Annotated in this window: 19 protein-coding genes and 1 pseudogene; 16 read left to right on the top strand and 4 right to left on the bottom strand. The window is 73.6% G+C overall.

Features of this window, described 5'->3' with window-relative positions:
• Positions 1-502 precede the first annotated feature (502 nt).
• From F8568_RS38615 to F8568_RS47260, 3 genes and pseudogenes are all read left to right on the top strand, one after another.
• The gene (locus F8568_RS38615) at positions 503-1,414 is read left to right on the top strand and encodes an alpha/beta fold hydrolase (RefSeq protein WP_151598575.1); all 912 of its coding nucleotides are present in this window, start codon (positions 503-505) and stop codon (positions 1,412-1,414) included.
• Positions 1,415-1,474: 60 nt separating this feature from the next.
• Positions 1,475-1,774: pseudogene (locus tag F8568_RS51270) on the top strand (NIPSNAP family protein); the annotation flags it as partial.
• A gap of 70 nt (positions 1,775-1,844) precedes the next feature.
• Positions 1,845-2,090, top strand: a complete 246-nt coding sequence (locus tag F8568_RS47260) for a hypothetical protein (protein ID WP_202125828.1) — start codon at positions 1,845-1,847, stop codon at positions 2,088-2,090.
• On the opposite strand, the gene F8568_RS38605 is transcribed toward F8568_RS47260, so the two are convergent.
• Positions 2,087-3,607, bottom strand: a complete 1,521-nt coding sequence (locus tag F8568_RS38605; protein ID WP_151598574.1) for a PucR family transcriptional regulator — start codon at positions 3,605-3,607, stop codon at positions 2,087-2,089. The two genes, F8568_RS47260 and F8568_RS38605, sit on opposite strands and share 4 nt — an antisense overlap.
• A gap of 175 nt (positions 3,608-3,782) precedes the next feature.
• On the opposite strand from F8568_RS38605, the gene uraD reads away from it, so the two are divergent.
• Genes uraD through alc form a run of 9 tightly spaced genes read left to right on the top strand, consistent with a single transcriptional unit; the run spans position 3,783 to position 12,774 of the window.
• Positions 3,783-4,283 carry a 2-oxo-4-hydroxy-4-carboxy-5-ureidoimidazoline decarboxylase gene (gene uraD, locus F8568_RS38600; protein WP_328601210.1) on the top strand — a complete coding sequence of 167 codons (501 nt, stop codon included), beginning with the start codon at positions 3,783-3,785 and terminating at the stop codon, positions 4,281-4,283.
• Positions 4,280-4,594: a hydroxyisourate hydrolase gene (gene uraH, locus F8568_RS38595; protein WP_151598572.1), complete on the top strand. Its 315-nt coding sequence runs from the start codon at positions 4,280-4,282 to the stop codon at positions 4,592-4,594. The genes uraD and uraH overlap by 4 nt, the downstream gene beginning before the upstream one ends.
• 4 nt (positions 4,595-4,598) lie before the next feature.
• Complete coding sequence (pucL, locus tag F8568_RS38590; RefSeq protein ID WP_151598571.1) at positions 4,599-5,465, top strand: factor-independent urate hydroxylase; 867 nt, start codon at positions 4,599-4,601, stop codon at positions 5,463-5,465.
• A gap of 14 nt (positions 5,466-5,479) precedes the next feature.
• A complete protein-coding gene (locus F8568_RS38585) occupies positions 5,480-6,352 on the top strand; it encodes an FAD binding domain-containing protein (RefSeq protein ID WP_151598570.1) in 873 nt (290 codons plus the stop codon).
• Complete coding sequence (locus tag F8568_RS38580; RefSeq protein ID WP_151598569.1) at positions 6,352-6,837, top strand: (2Fe-2S)-binding protein; 486 nt, start codon at positions 6,352-6,354, stop codon at positions 6,835-6,837. Before F8568_RS38585 ends, F8568_RS38580 begins: the two co-directional genes overlap by 1 nt.
• Positions 6,834-8,186 carry an 8-oxoguanine deaminase gene (locus tag F8568_RS38575; protein ID WP_328601209.1) on the top strand — a complete coding sequence of 451 codons (1,353 nt, stop codon included), beginning with the start codon at positions 6,834-6,836 and terminating at the stop codon, positions 8,184-8,186. The genes F8568_RS38580 and F8568_RS38575 overlap by 4 nt, the downstream gene beginning before the upstream one ends.
• Positions 8,187-10,493: a xanthine dehydrogenase subunit D gene (gene pucD / locus F8568_RS38570; RefSeq protein WP_151598568.1), complete on the top strand. Its 2,307-nt coding sequence runs from the start codon at positions 8,187-8,189 to the stop codon at positions 10,491-10,493.
• Positions 10,490-11,797, top strand: a complete 1,308-nt coding sequence (gene allB / locus F8568_RS38565) for an allantoinase AllB (protein WP_151598567.1) — start codon at positions 10,490-10,492, stop codon at positions 11,795-11,797. The genes pucD and allB overlap by 4 nt, the downstream gene beginning before the upstream one ends.
• A complete protein-coding gene (alc, locus tag F8568_RS38560; protein ID WP_236009907.1) occupies positions 11,794-12,774 on the top strand; it encodes an allantoicase in 981 nt (326 codons plus the stop codon). Before allB ends, alc begins: the two co-directional genes overlap by 4 nt.
• A gap of 64 nt (positions 12,775-12,838) precedes the next feature.
• Here alc and F8568_RS47255 read toward each other — a convergent pair whose 3' ends face one another.
• Complete coding sequence (locus F8568_RS47255; RefSeq protein WP_328601208.1) at positions 12,839-13,072, bottom strand: DUF397 domain-containing protein; 234 nt, start codon at positions 13,070-13,072, stop codon at positions 12,839-12,841.
• A gap of 98 nt (positions 13,073-13,170) precedes the next feature.
• Positions 13,171-13,731: a TetR family transcriptional regulator gene (locus tag F8568_RS38550; RefSeq protein ID WP_328601212.1), complete on the bottom strand. Its 561-nt coding sequence runs from the start codon at positions 13,729-13,731 to the stop codon at positions 13,171-13,173.
• Between the two features lie 358 nt (positions 13,732-14,089).
• Between F8568_RS38550 and F8568_RS38545 the strand changes: the two genes are divergently transcribed.
• From F8568_RS38545 to F8568_RS38530, 4 genes are read left to right on the top strand one after another with little or no spacing between them, the layout of a single operon-like run.
• Positions 14,090-15,196: an acyl-CoA dehydrogenase family protein gene (locus tag F8568_RS38545; RefSeq protein ID WP_151598565.1), complete on the top strand. Its 1,107-nt coding sequence runs from the start codon at positions 14,090-14,092 to the stop codon at positions 15,194-15,196.
• Positions 15,197-16,369: an acyl-CoA dehydrogenase family protein gene (locus F8568_RS38540; RefSeq protein WP_151598564.1), complete on the top strand. Its 1,173-nt coding sequence runs from the start codon at positions 15,197-15,199 to the stop codon at positions 16,367-16,369.
• A 28-nt stretch (positions 16,370-16,397) separates the two neighbouring features.
• Positions 16,398-17,741: an OB-fold domain-containing protein gene (locus F8568_RS50785; RefSeq protein ID WP_328601207.1), complete on the top strand. Its 1,344-nt coding sequence runs from the start codon at positions 16,398-16,400 to the stop codon at positions 17,739-17,741.
• Positions 17,738-18,904: a lipid-transfer protein gene (locus F8568_RS38530; protein WP_151598563.1), complete on the top strand. Its 1,167-nt coding sequence runs from the start codon at positions 17,738-17,740 to the stop codon at positions 18,902-18,904. Before F8568_RS50785 ends, F8568_RS38530 begins: the two co-directional genes overlap by 4 nt.
• Before the next feature lie 83 nt (positions 18,905-18,987).
• On the opposite strand, the gene F8568_RS38525 is transcribed toward F8568_RS38530, so the two are convergent.
• Positions 18,988-19,833, bottom strand: a complete 846-nt coding sequence (locus tag F8568_RS38525) for a LysR family transcriptional regulator (RefSeq protein ID WP_151598562.1) — start codon at positions 19,831-19,833, stop codon at positions 18,988-18,990.
• Positions 19,834-19,880 lie beyond the last annotated feature (47 nt).

Here is a 19,880-nt window from a genome sequence, read left to right as displayed (position 1 = left end):
GGGGCAGGCGGAGCCTGCCCCTATCACCTGCCCAGGGGTCGCAGAGGCTCCAAAGTCAAGGGTGGACGAAGTCCATCGCGTAGCGACGCCGAAGGCGCCCTTGACTTTGGAGGGGCGGCCCCGTACGCAAGCGCCACCCCACCACCCGAACACCCCTCTTGCCGATTACTCGAACTTTAGTGCCCCCTCTAGAAAAACACCTGCACGTTCGCTTGAGGAACACCTGCACGCGCCCTTTAGGAACCCGCGCTCGCCACTATCGAAGAACCAGGGCGCCCCTTTTGGTGGGCAATCGAGCACTGCTCTTGTGATTCTCCGAGCATCCCTTTACTTACCGCGTCGGAACGGCGTCCAAATGGATTATGGGAAACCGACACCCTCATGTGGTCGCACTAGATTCGCGCGCGTTCGGACGAAGCGTGCGTGGCCGCGGGGGGCTGATCAAAGCTGCTGCGCGGTGTGAGCGCGATGAGTTACGGCGTCGGCGATGGTCTGTCCCTGCATGGAGTCCTTCGTCAAGATCAATGGTGTGGCGCTGTGCGTGGAGACGTTCGGGAATCCGGCGGACGCGCCCGTCCTGCTCATCGGCAACACGATGCTCACCTGGCCGGACGAGCTGTGCGCGCGGTTGGCGGCGCTTCGCCGGTTCATCGTCCGCTACGACCAGCGCGGCACCGGACGATCCGCCCCGGCCGCCCCACCCCTCACCACCACCCCACCGAACACCCCGGCGGACGAAGCCGCCGCGTCCGGCGTGGACTTCACGTTGCGTGATCTGGTGGCGGACGCGGCCGGGGTGCTGGACGCGCATGGGCTGGAGGCCGCGCATGTCGTCGGGTTCGGGACGGGCGGCTGGATCGCCCAGCTGCTGGCCCTCGACCGTCCCGAGCACGTTGCCAGCCTGACGCTGATCGCGACGCGGCCGACCGCGCCGGGGCCGAACGATCCGGACCTGCCCGAGCACGCGCCCGAGGTCATGGCGCATTTCGGGGGCCTCGCGGCGGTCGACTGGACCGACCGCGCGTCGGTCGTCGAGTTCATGGTGGGGAACGCGCGGCGGCTCGGCGGGGCGGGGTTCGACGAGGCGGAGGCGCGGGCGGGGATCGAGCGGATCCACGACCGCGCCGACGTCGTGTCCCGCGACCCGGGGGAGGCGCTCCGCGGGGACCTGCTGGGGACGGCGTTCGCCGTGATGGACTGCGGGCCCCGGTGGCGCGAGCGGCTCGGTTCCGTCACCGCGCCGACCCTGGTGGTGCACGGTGAGGACGATCCGTTCTTCCCGCTCGGCAACGGCGAGGCCCTCGCCGCCGAGATCCCGGGCGCGGAGCTCGTCGTCCTGCCGGGCACCGGCAGCGAGATGCCTCGGAGGACGTGGGACGTGCTCGTCTCCGCGCTGGTCCGCCACACGTCCTGAGGTTGGCCCGGATCCGGCGGGAAATGGCCGGGAGCCGGGTGGTCGGCGGGTGGGGAGCCGGTGACGCTTGGGGCAGTGGACGTGATCGAGTTGCGGCAGTACAGGCTGCGTCCGGGCCGGCGGGACGAGCTGAGCGAGCTGTTCGACCGGGAGCTGGTGGAGCCGCAGGAGGCGGCGGGCATGGCCGTGCTCGGCCAGTTCCGGGATCTGGACGATCCGGACAGGTTCGTCTGGATCCGGGCGTTCGAGGATCTGGCCGAGCGGGGCAGGGCGCTGCGGGCGTTCTACTTCGGCCCCGTGTGGAAGGCGCATCGGGAGCAGGCGAACGCGACGATGCTGGATTCGTCGGACGCGCGGCTCCTGCGGCCGCTGCGTCCGGTCCCCGAGCCGGGGGCCGCGGCCGCCGGTCGGGGCGCCGGACCCGGACGGTGTGGTCTTCGCGTTCCTGTGGTCGTTCGGCGATCGGCTCGCGGAGGCCGAGCGGGTGATGCTGGACGAGGTCGTTCCGCTGTACGGGCCGGACGCGCTCGCGCTGGGGGACCCGGAGGTCGCCGGGCTGAGGGCGGGGATCGGGTCCGTCGAGCAGTGGGTCGACAGCGTGGACGTCCTCGGCCACGCCGACCGCCGCGCCGCGCTGCAGGTCGCCTACCGCACCTGGATGGAGCGCGGTCTCTAGGACAGCCGGAGCGCCAGGAAGAAGTCGACGCGGTCTTCGAGCCGGGTCAGGTCGCGGCCGGTCAGGTCCTGGATGCGCTGGATCCGGTACCGGACGGAGTTGACGTGCAGGTGCAGCTGCTCGGCGCACTTGGTCCACGATCCGGAGTTCTGCAAGAACGTCTCCAGGGTGCGGATCAGGTCGGCCTTGTGGACCTCGTCGTATTCGCGCAGCGGGTCGAGCAGCCGCACCTGGAACATCTGCCGGACGTCCTCCGGGACGGTCGCGAGCAGCAGGACGTGGGTGGCGAGTTCGTCGTGCCGGACGACGCACACGGGGTCGGTGCGTCCGGAGGCGAGCCGGCGCGCATAGCGGGCCTCGTCGACGGCGCCGCGCAGCTCGCCGGCGCCGACGACGCCGCTGACCCCGACCATGATCCCGGCGCCCGCCAGTCCGGGCGCCAGCGCGTCCAGCGCGGTCTGGACGGAGAAGGCGACGTCCGGGGCCGGCTCGGCGGGGACGGGGACGAGCGCGACGGCCTCCTCGTCCAGCAGTCCGACGACGGGGCGCGGTACCGGGATGACCTCGCCGAGGACGGAGCGCAGCTCGCCGGGCCGGAGCGTGCCGCGTCCGGCGGCGGCGACGGCGACGTAGGAGGCGTGCGGGTCGAGCCCGGCGAGCTCCAGCCGCGGGACGATCTCGTCGGCGGCCGCGGCGGACACCACGAGCCGGACGAGTTCCTGCGCGAGCCGTCCCTCGACGCTGAGCCGGTCGTCCAGCCGGGCGCGCTCCAGCGCGGCGATCGCGGCGAGTTCGGTGGTGAGGGTGCGGCGCTCGGCGGGCCAGTCGGCGTGGTCGCCTTCGCAGGCGACGAACCAGTCCGCGACGCGGGAGGTGGTGTCCTCGGCGACGGGGAAGACCGACACGCCGGAGGCGGCGGTGTGGTGCGGGAGCCGCGGCGCGGTGAGGAACGCGCGGGCGAGGGCGGCGCCGTCGGGGGCGCCGGGCGGGCCGGCGACGACGCGTCCGGTGGCGGTCAGCACCCAGCAGCGCATGCCGAGGTCGCGGCCGACGAGGTCGAGGACGGCGCCGAGGCCGGCGCCCTCGCTCATCCCGGCGACGAGCCGGCGGTGCCGGTCCAGGACGGCGGTGAGGTCGGCGGCGCGGGCGCCGGACAGGTGCCGGACGACCGCCTCGGTGACCGTCGCGAACGCGACGTCCTCGGGGACCTTGAACAGCGGGATGCGGTGCCGGCGGCAGGCGTCGACGAGGTCGCCGGGGACGGTGCCGGTGGTGAGGTCCCAGGCGGCGAGGCCGGACACCCCGGCTCGGGCGAGCGCGCGGACGAACACCTCGGAGTCGGCCGGTCCGGACCGCCAGACCAGGCCGGTCAGCACCAGTTCCCGGCCGCCGAGGTACCGGCCGGGGTCCAGCAGGTCGGTGGTGACGACCCAGGTGATCGCCCGGTCGAGCAGGTCGTCGCCGGTGACCACCTCGAGCCGCAGCTCCGGCATGTCGAGCAGCGCGCGCAGCTTCATGGGACCAGTTAACCCACCGTTCGCCGGGCCGTGTGCCGACGGCCGGCGACCCGCTATTGGAGCAACGCACGAAAACACCGGCGTGAGCGGGGTCACGGTTCGGACGTCCTGTCTCTTCACCCGGTCCGCGGTTGCTGTGTCTACTGGCGGCAATGACGCGGACGGGGAGGTGCCGGTGAGGGGACGGCTCGACGTCACGGAGGGCGGGCTGCTGGCGTGCTGCGCGTCCCGCCGCTGGGCGGCCGAGGTCGCGGCCGGACGCCCCTACGCGGACCTCGCCGAGTTGCGGGCCGCGTCGGCGACGGCGCTCGCGGACCTCGACTGGGCCGATGTGGAGGAGGCGCTGAGCGCGCATCCCCGCATCGGCGAGCGGCTGCGCGGCGGAAGCCGGGAGGCGGCGTGGTCGCGGGGCGAGCAGTCCGGGATGGACGCGGCGGCGGTAGAGGTGCGGACGGCGCTGGCGGACGGCAACCGGGCCTACGAGGAGCGGTTCGGGCACGTCTTCCTGATCTGCGCCACCGGTCTCGGCGCCGCCGAGATGCTCGCCGCGCTGCGCGTACGCCTCCGCAACGACGCGGCGGCCGAGCGGGCGGCCGTCCGGGCCGAGCTGGCGAAGATCGTCGACCTGCGGCTGGCGAGGCTCGCCGCCGCGCCGGGCGCCGAGGGGGAGCGATGAGCCTGTCCACGCACGTGCTGGACGCGGCGAAGGGCCTGCCGGCGGCGGGCGTCGCGGTCCGGCTCGACCGGCGGGAGCCGGACGGGACCTGGACGGCGGTCGCCGAGGCCCGCACCGACGCCGACGGGCGGGTCAGGGAGTGGGGCGCCGAGCCGGGCACGGGCGTGCACCGGCTGACGTTCGACACCGCCGGACTGTCCGATTTCTACCCAGAGGTCACGGTCGCCTTCACGGTCGACGATCCCGGGCGGCACTACCACGTGCCGCTGCTGCTGAGCCCGTTCGCCTACTCGACCTACCGAGGGAGCTGACCCGATGGCCATCGTTCTCGGCCCCAACCGCTACGGGAAGGCGGAGATCCGCGTCGTCCGGGTCGCGAGGGACGGCGGGACGCACCGCATCCGGGACCTGAACGTCGGGGTGTTCCTGTCCGGTGACATGGACGAGGTGCATCTGTCCGGCGACAACGCGGCCGTGCTGACGACCGACACGCAGAAGAACACGGTGTTCGCGTTCGCGAAGAAGCACGGGATCGGGGAGCTGGAGGAGTTCGGGCTGCTGCTGGCGCGGCATTTCGTGGATTCGCAGCCGACTATTCACCATGCCCGCGTGCAGTTGGAGGAGTACCAGTGGGACCGCATCACCGGCCCGCACTCGTTCGTCAGGGGCGGCACGGAAGTGCGGACGGCGGTGGTCCACAGCGACGGCTCGGACGGCGCCGAGTCGGTGCTCTCCGGCCTCAAGGACCTGACCGTCCTGAACTCGACCGGCAGCGAGTTCCACGGCTTCGTCCGGGACGAGTTCACGACCCTCGAACCGACCAACGACCGAATATTGGCGACGGCCGTGACGGCGCAATGGCGGCACCGCGGCACCGATTCGAATTGGGACGAGTCGTACGCGGCCGCCCGCGAAGCCCTTCTCGGCGCGTTCGCGACGACGCACAGCCGGTCGCTCCAGCAGACGCTTTACGCGATGGGCCGCCGGGTGCTGGGGGAACGCCCGGAACTGTGCGAGGTGCGGATGTCGATGCCGAACAAGCACCACTTCCTGGTCGATCTGGAGCCGTTCGGAATGGACAACGACAACGAGGTGTACTTCGCGGCGGACCGCCCGTACGGGCTGATCGAGGGCACGGTGCTCACCGACGACGCCCCGGACGCCCCGTCCGCCTGGACCTGAGGGAGGCGGCGGCATTGGAGTTCCTGCGCCCGGTGACCTGGGCGGACGCCCTGGAGGCGAAGCACGAGACGCCGGCGGCGCTGCCGGTCCAGGGCGGCACCGACGTCATGGTGGAGATCAACTTCGATGTGCGCCGGCCGGCGGCGCTGCTGGACCTGAACCGGGTCCGCGAGCTGGCCGAGTGGGACGAGGCGGACGGCCGCATGCGGATCGGCGCCGGCGTCCCGTACGCGCGGGTGATCGGCGAGCTGGGGGACCGGCTGCCGGGCCTCGCGCAGGCGTCCCGGACGGTCGGGTCCCCGCAGATCCGCAACCGCGGCTCGATCGGCGGCAACCTCGGCGCCGCGTCGCCCGCCGGCGACGCCCATCCGCCGCTGCTGGCGGGTGACGCGGTGATCGAGGTGGAGTCGGCCGAGCGCGGCGTCCGGATGATCCCGGCCACCGAGTTCTACCTGGGCGTGAAGCGGAACGCGCTGGAGCCGGACGAGCTGATCCGCGCGGTCTGGACCGCTCCCGCGTCCGGCCCGCAGTACTTCTCCAAGATCGGCACGCGGAACGCGATGGTGATCGCCGTCTGCTCGTTCGCGGTCGCGCTGCACCCGGAAGAGCGCCGCGTCGGCACGGGCGTCGGGTCCGCCGCGCCGACGCCGCGCCGCGCGACCGCCGCCGAGGAGTTCATCTCGCACGAGCTCGACTGGGACGGCCGCGGCCCGCTCTCCGAGTCGGCGGCGCGGCGGTTCGGCGAGCTGGTCCGCGAGGCCGCCGCGCCGATCGACGACGTGCGCGGTACCGCCGGCTACCGCAGGCACGCCCTGGCGGTGATGGCGCGCCGCACGCTGACCTGGGCCTGGAACGACCACCGCGCCGAACGGAGGGAGGCGTCCTGATGCGCGTGAACGTCACCGTCAACGGCTCGGAGGAGACCGTCGACGACGTGTGGGAGGGCGAGAGCCTGCTCTACATGCTGCGGGAGCGGATGGGCCTCCCCGGCTCGAAGAACGCCTGCGAGCAGGGCGAATGCGGGTCCTGCACGGTCTACCTGGACGGCGTCACGGCCTGCGCGTGCCTCGTCGCGGCGGGCCAGGCCGAGGGACGCGAGGTCCGGACCGTCGAGGGCCTTGCCGAGGGGCAGCCGGGGGACGAGCGGCTCGACCCCGTCCAGCAGGCGTTCGTGGAGGCGGGCGCCGTCCAGTGCGGGTTCTGCACGCCCGGGCTGGTCGTCCAGGCCCACGACCTGATCGAACGCACCCCCGAGCCGTCCGACGCCGAGATCCGCGAGGCGCTGGCCGGCAACCTGTGCCGCTGCACCGGCTACGAGAAGATCCTCGACGCGGTGCGGCTGGCGGCCCGGCGAAAGGCTGCACCGAAGTGACGACCATCATCGAGAACGCGCACGTCGTGACCGTGTCCGGGGACGAGCACCCCGGCGGGCACCTCGTGATCGAGGGCGACCGGATCACCGCCGTCGGCGCCGGCCCCGCCCCCGAGGCAGCGGGCGCCGACCGGATCGACGGGACCGGCTGCCTCGCCACCCCCGGCCTGGTCAACGCGCACCACCACCTGTACCAGTGGGCGAGCCAGGGCCTGGCCACCGATAACACGCTGTTCGAATGGCTCACCACCCTCTACAAGCCGTGGTCGAAGATGGACGCCGAGGTCGTCGCGGGCGCGGCGAGCGCGGGGCTCGGATGGCTCGCCATGTCCGGCTGCGCCACCTCGTCCGACCACCACTACCTGTTCCCGCGCGGGCGCGGCGACCTGTTCGCCGCCGAAATCGAGGCGGCGGCGGAGCTCGGCATCCGGTTCCAGCCGTGCCGCGGCTCGATGGACCGCGGCGAGTCGCAGGGCGGGCTCCCGCCGGACGAGGTCGTCGAGGACCTCGACACGATCCTCACCGAGACCGCCGCCGCCATCGACCGGTACCACGACCCCTCGCCGGGCTCGATGCTGCGGATCTCGGTGGCGCCGTGCTCCCCGTTCTCCGTCACCCGCGACCTGCTCGTCCGGTCCGCCGAACTGGCGCGCGAGAAGGGCGTCCGGCTGCACACCCACCTCGCCGAGACCCTCGACGAGGAGGAGCACACCAGCGAGCAGTTCGGCATGACCCCGGCCGAGTACATGGACTCGATCGGCTGGCTCGGCCCGGACGTGTGGCTCGCGCACTGCGTCCACCTGCACGACACCGACATCAAGCGGCTCGCCGAGACCGGCACCGGCACCGCGCACTGCCCGAGCTCCAACGCCCGGCTCGGCGCCGGCATCGCCCGCGTCTCCCACCTGCTGGAGGCGGGCGCGACGGTCGGGATGGGCGTGGACGGGTCGGCGTCGGCGGAGTTCGTCCCGCTCGCCGGGGAGATCCGGCAGGCGCTCTACATGCAGCGCGCCCGCTACGGGCCGGACGCGCTGACCGCCCGGCAGGCCCTGGAGATGGCGACGCTCGGCGGCGCCCGCTGCCTCGGCCGCGACGACGAGATCGGCACCCTCGAACCCGGCAAGCTCGCCGATGTCGCGCTGTGGCGGGTCGACGGCTTCCACGCCGCCGTCGACGACCCGGTGGTCGCGTTCGCGTTCGGCGGCACGCCGCCGCTGGAGCGGCTGCTCGTCGGCGGCCGGACGATCGTCGCCGCCGGCACGCTCGTCTCCGTCCCGCAGGACGTGATCGGGCGGCGCGGCGCCGACGCGCACCGGCGCCTCATGCGGCTCGCGGAGGAGGTCCTCTAAATGGCGTCTCCTGTCAGGACACCCGGCCACGTCGCCGCGCCCGGCAGCGGCGGTGTCGGCGACAGCCCGCCGCGTCCCGACGGCGCCCTCAAGGTCGCCGGGGAGTTCGCCTACGCGTCCGACCTGTGGATGGACGGGATGCTGTGGGGCGCGACGCTGCGCAGCCCGCACCCGCGCGCCCGCATCCGCTCGATCGACATCGGCCCCGCGCTGGCGACGCCGGGCGTGCACGCCGTCCTCACCCACGAGGACGTCCCCGGCCAGAAGCTGTACGGGCAGGACCACACCGAGGACCAGCCCGTTCTTGCGATCGGGGAGGTCAGGTACCAGGGCGAGCCGGTCGCGGTCGTCGCCGCCGACCACCCGGAGATCGCGCGCCGCGCCATGGAGCGCATCGCCGTCGGCTACGAGGTGCTGGAGCCGATCACCGACCCGCGCGCGGTGATCGCCGACCCGGAGCGGCTGAAGGTGCAGCCGCTCGGCGGCGTCACCCGGTACCAGCCGGTCCGCGTCGGGGACGTCGACGCTGCGCGCGCTCTGGCCGAGGTCGTCGTGTCGGAGGAGTTCGAGGTCGGCATCCAGGACCAGGCGTTCCTCGGGCCGGAGGCCGGCCTGGCGGTCCCGGCCGAGGACGGCGGCGTCGACCTGTACGTCTCCACGCAGTGGATGCACAACGACCTGGCGCAGATCGCGCCGTGCCTCGGCCTGGACGCGTCGCAGGTGCACATGACCCTCGCCGGCGTCGGCGGCGCGTTCGGGGGCCGCGAGGACCTCTCGGTGCAGATCCACGCCGCGATGCTCGCCCTGCACACCGGCAGGCCGGTGAAGATGTCGTACAACCGGTACGAGTCGTTCTTCGGGCACGTCCACCGGCACCCCGCGTCCATGCGGTACGAGTACGGCGCCACGGGCGACGGGACGCTCGTCTACGCCGACGTCGAGATCGTCCTCGACGGCGGCGCGTACACCTCGTCCACCCGGAACGTCACCGGGAACGCCGCGTCGCTCGGCGTCGGCCCGTACGAGATCCCGAACATCAGGATCGACGCGTACGGGGTGTACACGAACAACCCGCCGTGCGGCGCGATGCGCGGGTTCGGCGCCGTCCAGGCGTGCTTCGCCTACGAGTCGATGATGGACAGGCTCGGCGAGGTCTGCGGGCTGGGGCCGCTCGAGATCCGCCGCCGCAACGCCGTCTCGCGGGGCTCCAGGCTCGCGACCGGCCAGGTCATCGACTCGCCGGCGCCGCTCGCGGAGATGCTGACCCGGCTGGAGGCCATGCCGATGCCGCCGGCTTGCGACGTCTCCGACATCCGGAACCTGCCCGGCGGCGCGTCGCAGACCACCCGCGGCGAGGGCGTGGTGCGCGGCGTCGGGTACGGCGTCGGGATCAAGAACATCTGCTTCTCCGAGGGCTTCGACGACCTCGCCACCGCCCGCGTCCGGCTGGAGGTCATCGGCGGCGAGCCGACCGCGCTCGTGCACACCGCCGCCGCTGAGGTCGGGCAGGGGCTCGTCACCGTCCAGGCGCAGGTCGCGCGGACGGAACTGGGCGTCCAGAAGGTCACCATCGCCCCGGCGGACGACCGGGTCGGCGACGCCGGGTCGTCCAGCGCGTCCCGCCAGTCGTACATGTCCGGCGGCGCCGTCAAGGCCGCCTGCGAGGCCGTCCGCGCCGAGCTGCTCGCCCGCGCCGCCCGCCGGTACGGCCACGACGACCTCTCCGCGATCGGCGGGAAGATCGTCTCCCGGACGGCCGGGGTGCTCGGCGGCATCGAGGACGTCCTCGGCGGCGACGCCATCGAGGCGACCCGCGAATTCCACCACCGGCCCACCACCGCCATGGACCCCGTCACCGGGCAGGGCGCCACCCACACCCAGCTCGCCCTGTGCGTGCACCGCGCCGTCGTCGACGTGGACGTCGACCTCGGCCTGGTCAAGGTCGTCGAGATGGCCGCCGTCCAGGACGTCGGGAAGATCCTCAACCGGCTGTCGCTGGAGGGCCAGATCCACGGCGGCTCCGCGCAGGGCCTCGGCCTCGCCGTGATGGAGGAGATCGTCGTGTCCGGCGGACTCGTCCGCAACCCGTCCTTCACCGACTACCTCATCCCGACCATCCTCGACATGCCGCCGATGCGGCTCGACATCCTCGAGAACCCCGACCCGCACGCCCCCTACGGGCTACGCGGCGCCGGAGAGCCGTCCACGCTCTCCTCCACGCCCGCGATCGTCGCCGCCGTCCGCGCCGCCACGGGCAGAGCGCTCACCCGGGTGCCGGTCCGGCCGGAGCACATCGTCACCGCATGAGCCACGACCTGGTGATCCGGACCCGGCGGGCCGTCCTGCCGGACGGCGAGCGGCCCGCCGCCGTCGCCGTCGCGGGCGGCCGCATCGCGGCGATCGCCGACCGCTACGCGCCGCTGCCCGCCGCGTCCGAGACCGACCTCGGCGATACCGCGCTGCTGCCGGGGCTCGTCGACACCCACGTCCACATCAATGAGCCGGGCCGCACCGAATGGGAGGGGTTCGCGACCGCGACCCGCGCCGCCGCCGCGGGCGGCGTCACCACCCTCATCGACATGCCGCTGAACTCGCTGCCGCCGACCGTGTCCGCCGGGGCGCTCGCCGCCAAGCGCGCCGCCGCGGCCGGGAAGCTGCACGTCGACGTCGGGTTCTGGGGCGGCGCGGTCCCCGGGAACGTCCCGTCGCTGCGGCCGCTGCACGACGCGGGCGTGTTCGGGTTCAAGTGCTTCGCGTCCGACTCCGGCGTCCCGGAGTTCCCGCCGCTGCCGCCCGCCGGGATGCGGGACGCGTTCCGCGAGATCGCCGCGTTCGGCGGGCTCGCCATCGTGCACGCCGAGGACCCGTCCGCGCTGACCGACCCGGCGGACGGCGGGTACGCGGCGTTCCTGGCGTCCCGCCCGCCCGCCGCCGAGCGCCGCGCCGTCGAGCGGGTCATCGGGCTCGCCGAGGAGACCGGGGTACGCGCCCACATCCTGCACCTGTCCGCCGCCGACTGCCTCGAACCGCTCGCCGAGGCGCAGGCGGCCGGCCTTCCCGTGACCGCCGAGACCTGCCCGCACTACCTCGTCCTGTCCGCGGACGAAGCGGGCGGGCCGACGTACAAGTGCTGCCCGCCGATCCGCGACCCGGCCAACCGCGACGCGCTCTGGCAGGGCCTGGCGTCCGGTGTCATCTCCTGCGTGGTCAGCGACCACTCGCCGTCGACGCCCGACCTGAAGCAGGGCGACTTCGCCACCGCCTGGGGCGGGATCTCCTCGCTCCAGCTCGGCCTCTCCGCCGTCTGGACGGCCGCCCGCGCGCGCGGGCACGACCTCGCGACCGTCGTCCGCTGGATGGCCGAGGCGCCCGCCGCACTCGCCGCCGTCCCCGGCAAGGGCCGTATCGAGGTCGGCGGCGACGCCGACCTCGTCGCGTTCGATCCCGACGCCGCCTTCACCGTCGACCCCGCCCGGCTGCGCCACCGGCACCCCGTCACCCCGTATGAGGGCCGCACCCTGACCGGGACCGTCCGCACGACCTGGCTGCGCGGCGTCCCCGTCGACGGCACCCCGTCCGGCCGCATGCTCACCCGCGAGGAGGCGCCTTGAGCGACTTCATGTCCCTCCCCGACCTGGCCGTCCGCACCCTCGGCGGCTCGGTCACCGCCGCAAGCGACGAGTCGTTCGCGGCGAAGGAGAACCTGGTCAACCCGTGGCCGCCGGCGTTCCGGCCCGAGACGTTCGGGCCGAAGGGCCAGGAGTACGACGGCTGGGAGACCCGCCGCCGACGCGAGCCCGGCCACGACTGGGCGGTGGTCCGGCTCGGCCTGCCCGGCGTGATCCGCGGCGTCGTCATCGACACCGCCTGGTTCACGGGCAACTACCCGCCGCACGCGTCCGTCGAGGCCTGCGCGGTGGACGGGCCCGCCGACGACCCCGCCGACGCGGGCTGGACGGAGATCGTCCCGAAGAGCCCGCTCAAGGGCGACACCGCGCACGCCTTCCCGGTGGCCGCCGAGCGCCTGTTCACCCACGTCCGGCTCAACATCTTCCCGGACGGCGGGATCGCGCGGATCCGCGTGCACGGCGACGTCGTCCCCGACCCCGCGTTCCTCACCGGGCTGACCGTCGACCTGGCCGCGCTGGAGAACGGTGCCCGGGTCGTCGAATGCTCCGACATGTTCTACTCGTCGCCGGACAACATGCTCTTCCCCGGTCTGGCCCGCAACCAGGCCGAAGGCTGGGAGACCGCGCGGCGCCGCGAGCCCGGCAACGAGTGGGCGGTCGTCCGCCTGGCGGCCCCCGGGACGATCCGGCTGGCGGAGATCGACACCACGAACCTGAAGTTCAACGCGCCCGCCGAGGTCTCCCTCACCACGCCCGACGGCATGGCGCTGCTGCCGCGGACCCGCGTCCGGCCCGACGCCCGCCACCGCTTCCGCCTCGAGACACCCGAGGTCTCGCACGTCCGCGTGGACATCCACCCCGACGGCGGCCTGGCCCGCCTCCGCCTGTGGGGAAGCCTCACGTCCGCGGCGGAGCGGTCCCTCGCCGAGCGCTGGGCCGCCCTGCGGCGCCCCGACTGAGCCCGGGCCGAGACGGGCTGAGCGCCCGCGCCGCCGGACCTCCGGGGCGCGGGCGGCGGCGCCGTCAGCCCTCGGCGGGCTCCTCCTCGAGGAGGTCGTCGAACTCGCCGTCCTTGACGCCGGCGATGAAGGCGTCCCACTCGGCCTCGGTGAAGTAGAGGATCGGGCCGTCGGGCTTCTTCGCGTCGCGCATCACGACGGCACGGTCACCGAAGTCCTTGTGCTTGACGGGGACGTCCTTGCCATCGATGAACTCGATGATGACCCCGTCGCTGAGGATCGGTTCCTGCTCGGTCACTGGCACACCTTCTTCGTCCGGTCCGGTCGTGCTCAAGCGTAGTGCGCGGTGACGGGCCGCACACGCGAAAGAACGGCGTACCGGGCCGGGGCGCGGGCTCAGTCGGTGAGCAGGCGGTCGGCGGAGATCTCCAGGCGGGACTGGATCACCTCGGCGGTCGCCTGGCCGCGCAGCATCTCGATCATCTCCATCGTCCAGACCGACGACAGCGCCCGGGCGACGACGCGGCGCCGGTCGTCGGCCGGGATGTCGCCGGTGGGGCCGACGGCGGCGCGCAGCATCAGGTTCGTCATCCGCTCGCTGAAGTCGGTCTTGACGTCCGACAGCAGCAGCGAGCGGATCAGCGCCTCGGCGAGCTCGGGCTCGCGCATCAGCCCCCGCGTGGCGCGCATCAGCACCTCGACGGTGCGCTCGGCGGCGGAGCCGCCGCGCGGCGGGCGGCGCTCGATGCTGCGCTCCAGCAGGTCGATCTCCTCGCTGACGACGGCGACGACCAGGTCCATCTTGGACGGGAAGTAGCGGTAGAGGGTGCCGAGCGCGACGCCGGCGCGCTCGGCGACGGTGCGCATCTGCATCGCCTCGATGCCGCCGCGGGAGGCCAGCGCGGCGGCGGCCTGGACGATACGCTTGCGCCGCTGGTGCTGGCTGCGCGAGCGCACGCCCTGCCCCGCGCCCTGCCCTGCGGCCTGGCCCGCCCGCCGGTCCGCCGCGGCGCCGCCCGAAGGCTCGTCCTCGGTCACTGTCGGCTCTGCGGTCACGGTCATCCTCCTCGCGCGGGCGCCCGTTGCGCCGCCGTCCTGCCACCAGCCTACAGCCCGTGCGAGAACCTGTTATCTGATCGGCTGCGGCGGGTCGCCGGGCGGGTGTTCCCGGGGCGGTCACCGAACCCTTGCTTGCTAGGTGAATCCCCGTTTCCGGGAGAGTGATCACGTCGCTGGACACAGACTAGAATCTGTTCTACTTTTTCGCCGTGGGCGTCCGTCCGGCCGGCCGCGCCGCCAGGAAGGGAGCGGATGAGTGGACTTCAACCTCGACGAGACCCAGCAGGAGCTGAAGGGCCTCGCGGCGGACCTGCTCGCGCGGGAGGCCGCGCAGGAGCGGCTGGAGGCCTTCGAGCAGAGCGGCGCCCCCTATGACGGCGCCACCTGGAAGGCGTTCGCGCAGGCCGGGCTGCTCGGCGCCGTGCTGCCCGAGGAGGCCGGCGGCGCGGGGCTCGGGCCGGTGGAGCTCGCGGTGATCCTGCGCGAGGCGGGCGTGCGGACGGCGCCGATCCCGGTGTACGCGTCGCTGGCGCTGGCGGCCATTCCGATCGCCCGGCACGGCACCGTGGAGCAGCGCGCGCTGCTCGCGCCGCTGACCGACGGCGAGACCGTGCTGACCGGCGCGTACCGCGAGACCGGCCCGCCCGGCGAGATCGCGGCGACCGCCCGCCCGGACGGCGACGGCCACGTCCTCGACGGCGTGAAGACGTTCGTCCCCTACGCGCGGGAGGCGGCGCGGATCCTCGTCCCGGCGCGGGTCGAGGGCGCCGGCGTCGGGGTGTTCCTCGTCGAGCCGTCCGCCGTGACGATCACGCCGCAGCACTCCGCGACGAGCGAGCCGCTGTCGCGGATCGCGCTCGACGGCGTCCGGGTCGGCGGCGACGCGCTCCTCGGCGGGACCGCCGACGGCGCCGCCTGGGACACCCTCCGGCTGTCCGCCGTCGCGGGCGCGGTCGCGCTGTCGTCCGGCGTCATCGAGGGCGCGCTGGAGCTCACCAAGGAGTACACCAGGACCCGCGAGCAGTTCGAGCGGGCGCTCGCGCAGTTCCAGGCCGTCACCATGCAGATCAGCGACGTCTACATCGCCAAGCGCGCGCTGGACGTGGCGGTCTGGGCCGGGGTGTGGCGGCTCGCCGAGGGCGCCGCCGACGCCGAGGAACTGCTCACCATCGCGGCCTACAACGCGTGCGATCCCGTCGTGAAGGCGCTCTACACCTGCCAGCACCTGCACGGCGGCATCGGCCTCGACATCACCTACCCGCTGCACCGCTACTTCGCCTGGGGCAAGCAGGTCGGGCACCTGCTCGGCGGCGCGGAAGACCGTCTCGACTCGCTCGGCGCGCTCATCGCCCAGGAGGCCTGAATGTTCATCGACCTGACCGGCGAGCAGAAGAAGCTCCGCGCCGAGCTGCGCGAGTACTTCGAGAACTGCCTGACCGCCGAGCAGCGCGCCGCGATCGAGGCCGACCCGTTCGGCCCGCCCTACCTGGAGCACTGCCGGCGCCTCGGGCGCGACGGGATGCTCGGCGTCGCGCTGCCGAAGGAGTACGGCGGCCGCGGCTTCGGCCCCGTCGAGCAGACGATCTTCGCCAACGAGATCGCCCGCGCCGAGGTCACCTACCCGCTCATCACGCTGAACTCCGTCGCGCCGACGATCCTGCAGTACGGCACCGACGCGCACAAGGAGTTCTTCATCCCTCGCATCCTCGCCGGCGAGTGCCACTTCGCGATCGGCTACAGCGAACCGGGCGCCGGCACCGACCTCGCCGCGCTGCGCACCACGGCCGTCAAGGACGGCGACCACTACGTCGTGAACGGCCAGAAGATCTTCACCTCGGGCGCGCAGACCGCCGACTACATCTGGCTCGCCGCGCGCACCGACCCCTCCGCGAAGAAGCACAAGGGCATCTCGATGCTCATCGTGGACTGCGAGGACCCCGGCTTCTCCTGGACGCCGATCATCACCATGGACGGCGCGCACCACACCAACTCCACCTACTACCAGGACGTCCGCGTCCCGGCGGACATGCTGATCGGCGGGGAGAACAAGGGCTGGGACCTGATCGTCAACCAGCTCAACCACGAGCGGGTCACGCTCGGCCCGGCCGGCACCATCGGGCGCGCGCGCAACCGGCTGGAGCACTGGGCCCGCGCCGCGACCGGGCCGGCCGGACGGCCGCTCATCGAGGAGCCCGCCGTCCGCCGCGCGCTCGCCCGGGCGCGCGCCTACGAGCGCGTCAACGAGGTGCTGAACTGGCAGGTCGCGGCGAACCAGGACCTCGGCTGGCTCGGCGCGGCGGACGCGTCCGCCACCAAGATCTACGCCTCGGAGCGGGTGCAGGAGGTCGGCCGGCTCATCGGCGACGTCCTCGCCCGGTACGGCGACCCGGGCGACCCGGCCACCGCCGAGTTCATGAAGGTGACCGACCGGATGGCCAAGGGCGCCCTCGTGCTCACCTTCGGCGGCGGCGTCAACGAGATCCAGCGCGAGCTGATCGCGATGATCGGCCTCGGGCTGCCCCGCGCACCGCGCTGACCCGGGAGCCCACGGAACGAGGAGACCCGTGCACGACGAACTCATGGCGCTCGCCGGCCGGCTGGAGGCCGCCGGCGAGCGGCCCCCGCTGCCCTGCCCCGACCCGGTGAACGCCGCGATGATCCGCAACTGGACGCAGGCCCTCGGCGACACCGGCACCTGGGACGACGTCGCGCCGCCCGCGATGATCCAGGTGTGGTCGATGCCCGGCCTGGTCCGCCGGCCGGACCAGCGGGGCGCCGCCGACGAGGTGCTGGCGATGCTGGACGCCGCCGGCTACACCGGCATCGTCGCGACGAACTGCGACCAGGTCTACGACCGGTACGTGAAGGTCGGCGAGCAGCTGCGGACGCGGATGCGGTTCGGCGGCGTCACCGGTCCGAAGCGGACCGCGATGGGCGAGGGCTACTTCGTCACCTGGTACCAGTCCTGGTACGACGAGAACGACGAGCGCGTCGCCGAGATGCTGTTCCGGGTGCTGAAGTTCAAGCCCGGCCCGCGCCCGCCCGCCGCCGGGACGGGCGGGAAGTACCCGCTGCGTCCCGCGATCGGCCAGGACAGCGCGTTCTTCTGGGACGGGGTGGACGCGGGCGAGCTGCGCATCCAGCGCTGCGCCGGCTGTGGAACGCTCCGCCACCCGCCCGGCCCGATGTGCCCGAAGTGCCGTTCGCTCGACCGGGACCACGTGGTGGCGAGCGGGCGCGGCGAGGTGCACAGCTACGTCGTCCACCACCACCCGCCCGTCCCCGGCCGGACGGCCCCGTACGCGGTGGCGGTCGTCGAGCTGGAGGAGGGCGTCCGGATCGTCGGGAACGTCAACGGCTGCCCGCCCGAGGACGTGCGGATCGGCATGCCCGTCCGGCTGGAGTTCGAGCGGATGGACGACGAGCTCGTCCTCCCGCAGTGGGTACCGGCGGACGCCCCGCCCGCACCGCCTCCGGTGGCCGACGAGGCGGCGGGGGAAACGGCGTCCGGCGGCCTGGAGATCGAGCTGACCCCGACGTTCATCATCTCGGCGGCCATCGCGACCCGCGACTTCATGCCCGTCCACCACGACCCCGCGCAGGCCCGCGCGCAGGGCTCGCAGGACATCTTCGTCAACATCCTGACCAGCATCGGGCTCGTCCAGCGGTTCGCGCTGGAGACCGTCTCCGACGCGGCGCTGGAGAGCATCGAGGTGCGGCTCGGCGCCCCCGCCTACGCCGGCGACACGCTCACGCTGACCGGCGACCGCGTCGACGACCGCACCCTGCGCGTCCGCGGCGCGGTGAGCATCGGCGACCACCTCACCGCCACCGTCCGTTTCGCACGAGGGGGGGCGACCCCCCACACCCCCCGGGTCGGCTCCGCCGGAATCGAGGAGGCCGGATGAGCCTGTCCGGGAAGGCGGCGATCGCCGGGATCGGCGCCACCGAGTTCTCCAAGGAGTCGGGCCGCTCGGAGCTGCGGCTCGCCGCCGAGGCCTGCCTCGCCGCGGTCGAGGACGCGGGGCTGGCCCCCGCCGACGTCGACGGCCTGGTCACCTACACCGCCGACGCCAACTCCGAGATCGCCGTCCAGCGCGAGCTGGGCATCCCCGCGCTGCGGTTCTTCTCGCGCGTCGACTACGGCGGCGGCGCGGCCTGCGGCACCGTCGCGCACGCCGCGATGGCCGTCGCGACCGGCCAGGCGAACGCGGTGCTGTGCTACCGCGCGTTCAACGAGCGCTCCGGCCACCGCTTCGGCCAGGCCGCTGCGTCCGGGCGCGTCGACGCGACCGGCCTGGAGTTCTCCTGGCACCTGCCGTTCGGGTTCGCGACCCCGGCCGCGTGGGTCGCGATGCAGGCCCGCCGCTACATGCACGACTACGGCGCGACCAGCGAGGACTTCGGCCGCGTCGCGGTCGCGATGCGGCGCCACGCCGCCACGAACCCGGCCGCGTGGTTCCACGGGCGGCCGATCACGCTGGACGAGCACCAGGCGTCCCGCTGGATCGTCGACCCGCTGCACCTGCTGGACTGCTGCCAGGAGTCCGACGGCGGCGTCGCGGTGCTCGTCACCTCGCTGGAGCGGGCCCGCGACCTCCCGCACCGGCCCGCCGTCATCACGGCGGCGGCCCAGGGGACGGGCCCGGACCAGATGATGATGTTCGGCTACTACACCGGCGAACTGTCGGCGCTCCCCGCGATGGAAACCGTCGGCCGCACCCTGTGGCAGCAGTCGGGGCTGTCCCCGGATGACGTCCAGACCGCGATCCTCTACGATCATTTCACCCCGTTCGTCCTGGTCCAGCTGGAGGAGCTCGGCTTCTGCGGCCGCGGCCAGGCGAAGGACTACATCAAGGACGGTGGCATTGAGCTCGGCGGCAGGCTTCCGGTCAACCCCAACGGGGGTCAGCTGGGTGAGGCGTACATCCACGGCATGAACGGCATCGCCGAGGCCGTCCGGCAGGTGCGGGGCGCCGCGGTGAACCAGGTGCCGGACGTCCGCAACGTCCTGGTCACCGCCGGCACCGGCGTGCCCACCAGCGGGCTGGTCCTCAGCGCCCCGAACTAGCCTCTCGGCCTCGGCGCGGAGATCGAGATCGTCCCGTTGATGAACCTGGACGACCTGCAGAAGGGCCTCGCCGCGCTCCGCGGCTAGAGGCGGGTCGCGGTGCGGACGAGGTCGGCCAGGGGCAGGGAGCGGCTGTGCGGCGGCCACGCGATCAGCGTCGTCACCTGCGGCGCGTCCACCACCGGGACGGCGGCGAGCCGCTCGCCCAGATGGGGCCGGCACGACTCGGGCAGCACCGCTGACGCCCGGCCGAGCGCGATCAGCTGCAGCAGCTGCGCGTGGTCCCGGACGCGCGGGCCCGGGCCGTCCGGGTACGTGCCGTCGTAGCGCGGCCAGCGCGGCAGCGGCAGTCCGGGCAGCGCCGCGACGTCGGCGGCCCGCACCTGCGACCGGTTGGTGAGGGGATGCCCGGCCGGCAGCACCGCGACCTGCCCCTCGGTGCGCAGCTCCTCGGTGTCGAGCCCGGCCGTCGAGTCGAACGGCGTGTGCAGCAGCGCCACGTCGGCGCGCCCGTCCCGCAGCAGCCGCTCCTGCTCGCCGGGCCCGCACAGGATCACGTCGACGGCGGCCGCGCCGGGTTCGGCGGCGTACGCGTCGAGCAGCTTCGCCAGCAGCTCGTCGGACGCCCCGGCCTTCGTGACGAGGGCCAGCGCGGGCCGTCCGGCCGCGGCGGCGGCGCGGCGGGTGCGGCGGTCGGCGGCGTCGACCGCGTCGAGGGCCGCCCGGCCCTCGCGCAGCAGCACCTCCCCGGCCGCGGTCAGCGCGATGGTGCGGTTGGTGCGGTCCAGCAGTGTCGCGCCGAGCCGCCGCTCGAGCCGCTGGATCGCCCGCGACAGCGGCGGCTGCGCGATCCCGAGCCGCTCGGCGGCGCGCCCGAAGTGCAGCTCCTCGGCGACGGCGACGAAGTACCGCAGCTCCCGCGTCTCCATGCCGCCACGCTACCCGCCGCCGGCCCGGCTGCGATACCGCCGGGGTA

This window comes from Actinomadura physcomitrii, assembly GCF_008923205.2.
Lineage (GTDB): Bacteria > Actinomycetota > Actinomycetes > Streptosporangiales > Streptosporangiaceae > Spirillospora > Spirillospora physcomitrii.
The sequence above is the reverse complement of the archived record's forward strand: the minus strand, read 5'-3'. Positions and strand labels throughout refer to the sequence as shown.

Bases quoted from the DNA above. Each gene is read 5' to 3' on its own strand.
- F8568_RS38615 (WP_151598575.1), top strand. From the start codon at position 503: ATGGAGTCCTTCGTCAAGATCAATGGTGTGGCGCTGTGCGTGGAGACG.
- F8568_RS38605 (WP_151598574.1), bottom strand. From the start codon at position 3,607: ATGAAGCTGCGCGCGCTGCTCGACATGCCGGAGCTGCGGCTCGAGGTG.
- uraH (WP_151598572.1), top strand. From the start codon at position 4,280: ATGAGCCTGTCCACGCACGTGCTGGACGCGGCGAAGGGCCTGCCGGCG.
- pucL (WP_151598571.1), top strand. From the start codon at position 4,599: ATGGCCATCGTTCTCGGCCCCAACCGCTACGGGAAGGCGGAGATCCGC.
- F8568_RS38580 (WP_151598569.1), top strand. From the start codon at position 6,352: ATGCGCGTGAACGTCACCGTCAACGGCTCGGAGGAGACCGTCGACGAC.
- pucD (WP_151598568.1), top strand. From the start codon at position 8,187: ATGGCGTCTCCTGTCAGGACACCCGGCCACGTCGCCGCGCCCGGCAGC.
- allB (WP_151598567.1), top strand. From the start codon at position 10,490: ATGAGCCACGACCTGGTGATCCGGACCCGGCGGGCCGTCCTGCCGGAC.
- F8568_RS38540 (WP_151598564.1), top strand. From the start codon at position 15,197: ATGTTCATCGACCTGACCGGCGAGCAGAAGAAGCTCCGCGCCGAGCTG.
- F8568_RS38530 (WP_151598563.1), top strand. From the start codon at position 17,738: ATGAGCCTGTCCGGGAAGGCGGCGATCGCCGGGATCGGCGCCACCGAG.
- F8568_RS38525 (WP_151598562.1), bottom strand. From the start codon at position 19,833: ATGGAGACGCGGGAGCTGCGGTACTTCGTCGCCGTCGCCGAGGAGCTG.